This window comes from Streptomyces sp. N35, from assembly GCF_016464295.1.
Taxonomy (GTDB): Bacteria; Actinomycetota; Actinomycetes; order Streptomycetales; family Streptomycetaceae; genus Streptomyces.
In genome coordinates this window covers 14,421-20,145 of sequence record NZ_JAEIMH010000024.1, presented here as the reverse complement: position 1 = coordinate 20,145, position 5,725 = coordinate 14,421, and the positions used below count along the sequence as shown (strand labels likewise).

Here is a 5,725-nt window from a genome sequence, read left to right as displayed (position 1 = left end):
CGGCGGCCGTAGCCGGGTTGCGGCCCGGACGCGAGGGCGCCCCCCCAAGATCTGCGGGCCCCCCTTCGTGTGCCGTACGGGGATCAGATGTCCAGCGCGTCCACCATGGCCGCGTCGGTGTCCGTCGGCTGCTGCGGGATGTCCTTGTCCCGCTTCGCGTCCTTGTCCTTCTCGGCCTTCTTGGCCCGCTTGGCCGCCTTCTTCCCGGCCCGCCGTTCCTTGCGCAGCTCGAGCATCGCGTACAGCGTCGGTACGAGCAGCAGGGTCAGGAGCGTCGAGCTGAGCAGACCGCCGATCACCACGATGGCGAGCGGCTGGCCGATGAAGCCACCCTCGCCGGTGACGCCCGCGGCCATCGGAAGCAGCGCGAAGATCGTGGCGAGCGCCGTCATCAGGATCGGGCGCAGCCGGTGGCGGCCGCCCTCGATGACCGACTCGACCACGCCGAGGCCCTGGGCCCGGTACTGGTTGATCAGGTCGATGAGGACGATCGCGTTGGTCACCACGATGCCGATGAGCATCAGCATGCCGATCAGTGCCGGGACGCCCATCGGGGTGTCCGTGGCGATCAGCAGACCGATCGCGCCGGTGGCAGCGAACGGGATGGAGACCAGCAGGATCAGCGGCTGGGCAAGGGACTTGAAGGTCGCCACCAGGAGCATGAAGACGATGGCGATCGCGGCGAGCATCGCGAGGCCGAGCGCGGCGAATGCCTCCTCCTGGTCCTCGGAGACACCGCCGATGGCGACCGTGGCGCCGTCGGGGAGCTCCTTCTCCAGCTCGTTCAGCTTGGTCTGGAGCGATGCGCTGACCGCGCCCGTGTTGTCGCCGGTCGGCTTGGCGGTGATGGTCGCCGCGCGCGAGCCGTCGATACGGGTCATCGAGACCGGGCCGTCGACGACCTTCACCTCGGCGATATCACCGAGCTTGACGCGGCCGAGCGGCAGATTCTTCAGCTCGTCCACGGTCGTCGCCGGCTTGGCGGACTTCACCAGGACGTCGCGCTCGGTGTCGTCCAGGATCGCCTTGGCGCTCGGGGTGCCGCGTACGGCCTGGGCGACGATCTGGCCGAGGGTGGCGTCGTTGAAACCGGCCGCCGCGGCCTTGTCGTTGGCCCTGACCGAGATCCGCGGGACGGACTGGGCCAGATCGCTCTGCACGTCGGTGACGTCGTCGATCTTCGCGACCTCGGACCGTACCTGCTCGGCGGCCTTGTCCAGGACCTCGGCGTCGGCGGCCTTCACGACCACGCTCAGGTCCTGGTTCGCGAAGCCGTCGCCTGCGGCGATACGGGTGTCGCCGATGCCGTCCAGCTTCGCGAGTTCCGCGTCGATCTTGTCGCGGGTCGCCTCGTACTCGGCGTCGTCGGTCAAAGTGATCTGGTACGAGGCCTGGTTGGTGTCCGTACCGCCGCCGAAGGCCGCGAGCCAGCCGGAGGAGCCGACGGTGACCTGGTAGTCCTTGACCTCCTTCACACCGTCGAGGACCTGCTCGATCTTCTGCGTGGCCTCGTCCGTGGCGGCGAGGCTGGCCCCGGGGTCCAGCTCCTGCTTGATGGAGAGGACCTTCTGTTCGCCCTGGTCGAAGAAGTTGGTCTTCAGCATGGGGGCGAGACCGAAGGTGCCGACCAGGACCACGATCGCCAGGAACACGCTGGTGAGGCGCCGTCGGGTGGCGAAGCGCAGCACCGGGACGTAGATCCGCTGCAGGATGCTCTTCGCTTCCTTCGCCTCGGCGGCCGCGCGCGCCTCCTCCGGGTCCTCGGACGTGCCCTTGGGGGCGCGCAGGAACCAGAACGACAGGACCGGCACGACCGTCAGCGAGACGATCAGGGACGCGAGCAGCGCGGCGGTGACCGTCAGCGAGAACGAGCCGAACAGCTCGCCCACCATGCCGCCGACCAGACCGATCGGCAGGAAGACCGCGACGGTGGTGAGCGTCGAGGAGGTGACGGCGCCCGAGACCTCGCGTACGGCGTTGAGGATGGCGTCCTTGCGCTCCTCGCCGTAGGTGAGATGGCGCTTGATGTTCTCCAGGACCACGATCGAGTCGTCGACGACGCGGCCGATGGCGATGGTGAGCGCGCCGAGCGTGAGCATGTTGAGCGACAGGTCGCGCGTCCACAGGACGATCAGCGCGAGCACCACGGACAGCGGGATGGAGACCGCGGTGACCAGCGTGGAGCGCAGGGACGCGAGGAAGACCAGGATCACGATGACCGCGAAGGCAAGACCCAGCGCGCCCTCGGTGGTCAGGCTGGAGATGGACTTCTCGACGGCCGGGCCCTGGTCGGAGACGACCGTCAGCTCGGCGCCGGCACCCAAGTCCTTGCGCAGGGACGGCAGTTCGTCCTCCACGGCCTTGGAGATCGCGACCGCGGAGCCGTCCTGGTCCATGGTGATGACGATCGCGAGGCTCGGCTCACCGTTCGTACGGGTCAGGGAGTCGGCCTTGGCCTCGGTCTCCTCGACCTTCGCGACATCACCGAGGCGTATGGGCTTCGCCTTGGAGCCCTCGCCGCCGGTGACCATCAGGTTCTCGATCTGCTCGAGGGAGCTGAAGCCGCCGCCGACCTGGACCGTGCGGTTCTTGCCGCCCTCGTCGAAGGAGCCGGCCGGCAGGGTGGCGCCGCCCGCCTGCAGGGACTGCACGAGCGCGGCCGAAGTCAGGCCGGCCTTCGCCAGCTTGGCGTCGTCGGGCGTGACGGAGACCTCGACGTCGCGGACGCCGTCGACGGCCACCTGGGCCACCCCGTCGATGCCTTCGAGCACCGGCACGACCGAGCGGTCGAGGTCGTCGGCGAGCGCCTGCTGGTCCTTGCCGTCGGCGGACGCGGCGAGCACGACGGTCGGAATGTCGTCGGTGGAACCGGCCACGACCTGCGGGTCGACGTCGTCGGGGAGCTGGGCGCGGGCGCGGTTGACGGCCTGCTGGACATCGGCGACCAGCTGCTTGGAGCCGTCGCCGTAGTCGAAGGAGGCCATCAGCAGGGCGTTGCCCTCGCTGGCGGTGGACGTGACGGACTTGATGCCGTCGACGGCTTCGAGCGAGTCCTCGAGCGGCTCGACGACCTGCTTCTCGACCACGTCGGGAGAGGCGCCCTGGTACGGGGCGATCACCGAGACCATCGGCAGTTCGATGGAGGGCAGCAGCTGCTGCTTCAACTGGGGAATGGCGATCGCGCCGAAGACCAGCGCGACGATCGACACCAGGCCGATCAGGGCCCGTTGGGCAAGGCTGAATCTGGACAGCCAGGACATGGGATGGGGACTTCCTTTGCTGGCGTTTGCGGCAGGCGGGCGGGCACACACAGGTGCCGCCCGGGCGAACACGCGCGGGCCCGTCGTCGGTTGCCGACAGGGCGCAGGTGCCGCCCGCCTACACGATCAGCCATCGCCGGAGCGGATTCCTCGCCCCGCGGACTCGTTTCCTTATACGGCGCCTACTGCGGGCGCAGTACGGGCGATCCATCCTTGGAGGGAGCGAGCCCGGCTCGTCCCGGTTCGCCTGACCCGATCAGTCGACCTTCGGCCGGACAAGTCCGGATTCGTAGGCGATCACGACGAGTTGGGCGCGGTCGCGGGCGCCGAGCTTGGCCATCGCGCGGTTCACATGGGTCTTCACGGTGAGCGGGCTGACGCTGAGGCGTTCTGCGATCTCGTCGTTGGACAGACCGCCCGCGACCTGGACGAGCACCTCGCGCTCCCGGCCGGTGAGCTGTGCGAGGCGTTCGGCGTGCGCGCCGCCGTCGCTGCCGTCTCCGTCGGAACTGCCGCCCTGCGCAAGGAACTTGGCGATCAGACCTTTGGTCGCGACCGGCGAGAGCAGCGCATCGCCACCCGCCGCGACCCGGATCGCGTTGAGCAGCTCCTCGGGCTCGGAGCCCTTGCCGAGGAAGCCGGACGCGCCGGCCCGCAGGGACTGCACCACGTACTCGTCGACCTCGAAGGTGGTGAGCATCACCACGTGTACGTGGGTGAGTTCGGGGTCCTCGCTGATCGTCCGGGTCGCGGCGAGACCGTCCGTACCGGGCATCCGGATATCCATCAGGACCACGTCGGCCCGTTCGGAGCGGGCGAGCGCGACGGCCTCGGCGCCGTCGGAGGCCTCGCCCACGACCTCCATATCGGGCTCGGAGTCGACGAGCACCTTGAACGCGCTGCGCAGCAGGGCCTGGTCGTCGGCGAGCAGGACACGGATGGTCATGTTTTCTCCCCCGTACGGGATCGTGCGCGGCACATCATGACGGGCGCCCGGCTCACCGGCAGGTGCGGGAGCGGGACGACGACTGCTGTGCCTCGGTACTCAGGGGCAGGATCGCATGGACGCGGAAACCGCCTCCGTAGCGGGGGCCGGTGGTGCAGGTGCCGCCGAGGGCGGAGACCCGCTCGCGCATCCCGATGAGACCGTGGCCGCCCTCGGACTTGGGGCCCGGCTGTTCGTGCGGGTGCCGTGCCCCCTTGCCGTCCTCGGGCTGCGCGCCGCCACCGCCGTTGTCGAGCACGGTGATCTCCAGATTGCGGCTCACCCTGAGCACGCTGACCTCGGCCTCGGCGCCCGTGCCCGCGTGCTTCTGCACGTTGGTGAGCGCCTCCTGGATGATCCGGTACGCGGCCAGGTCCACGGCGGCCTGCAGGTGCTCGCCGTTGTCGTTGTGCACGAGCTCCACGGGGAGCCCGGCGGCGCGGAAGGTGTCGAGCAGCTCGTCGAGGCGGGCGAGGCCGGGGGCCGGTTCGGTGGGTGCCTCGGGGTCGCCGGACTGCCGGAGCAGGCCGACGGTGGCGCGCAGTTCGTTCAGCGCGGAGCGGCTGGCCTCGCGGACGTGAGCGAGGGCTTCTTTGGCCTGGTCGGGGCGCTTGTCCATGACGTGCGACGCGACCCCGGCCTGGACGTTGACCAGGGCGATGTGGTGCGCGACGACATCGTGCAGATCGCGGGCGATACGCAGGCGCTCCTCGGCCACGCGGCGCAGGGCCTCCTGCTCGCGGGTGCGCTCCGCGCGTTCGGCGCGCTCCTGGATCGCGTCGACGAAGGCACGGCGGCTGCGCAGGGCGTCACCGGCGGCGGCCGCGAGGCCGGCCCAGGCGATGACACCGAGGTTCTCCTGGGCGTACCAGGGGAGCTTGCTCGTCAGCATCGCGGCCGCCGTCAGAACCGCCATGATCGGCAGGGCGAAGCGCCAGGTGGTGGGGCGGTTCGTCATCGAGGCCACCGTGAACAGGGCGATCACGACGGCCATCATCACCGGGGCGCGCTGTTCGCCGGTGAGCACCTCCACGAGGGAGGCGGCGACGGTGATGATCAGGACGAGCAGGGGGGTGCGGCGGCGGAACACCAGGGCGGCGGCGCTGATCACCATCAGGACGACGCTGATCGCCTCGGGGGCACGGCCGAAGTGGGGGCCGTGCAGGCCGTACGGCTCCACGAAGGAGGCGGTGACCATGCAGGCGAAGACGGCGAAGGCGAGGGTGGCGTCGAAGGCCAGGGGGTGGGCCGTCAGCCAGTCTCGGATGCGGGCGAGGGAGGTCACTTCGGGAACGGTACCGGGTGAGTCGGGGTGGGGGTGTCGGGGTGCGGTGGACTTCGAGTGCGGGTGGGTGGGGCGTGCGGTGGATCTCGGGTGCGGGTCCTGGCCGACCTACGGGAACGGGAGCAGCGCATGGCTCCCGTACACGCACCGGTGCCTTCCCCGCCCGCGCCCGGCGGCCCGCGGGGGGGGGGGGGG

General features: G+C 70.1%; 3 protein-coding genes. All 3 read right to left on the bottom strand.

Translation table 11 applies throughout. The features are described 5' to 3' along the window. Positions 1-83: 83 nt before the first annotated feature. Entirely contained in the window at positions 84-3,260 is a 3,177-nt protein-coding gene (locus JAO81_RS15405) for an efflux RND transporter permease subunit (RefSeq protein WP_199548421.1), read from the bottom strand. A gap of 256 nt (positions 3,261-3,516) precedes the next feature. After that, positions 3,517-4,206: a response regulator transcription factor gene (locus JAO81_RS15400; protein WP_199548420.1), complete on the bottom strand. Its 690-nt coding sequence runs from the start codon at positions 4,204-4,206 to the stop codon at positions 3,517-3,519. Positions 4,207-4,258: 52 nt separating this feature from the next. Then, positions 4,259-5,530, bottom strand: a complete 1,272-nt coding sequence (locus JAO81_RS15395) for a sensor histidine kinase (RefSeq protein ID WP_199548419.1) — start codon at positions 5,528-5,530, stop codon at positions 4,259-4,261. Between the last annotated feature and the right edge of the window lie 195 nt (positions 5,531-5,725).

Excerpts from the sequence above, each read along its gene's own strand:
- JAO81_RS15405 (WP_199548421.1), bottom strand. The coding sequence starts at position 3,260 with ATGTCCTGGCTGTCCAGATTCAGCCTTGCCCAACGGGCCCTGATCGGC.
- JAO81_RS15400 (WP_199548420.1), bottom strand. The coding sequence starts at position 4,206 with ATGACCATCCGTGTCCTGCTCGCCGACGACCAGGCCCTGCTGCGCAGC.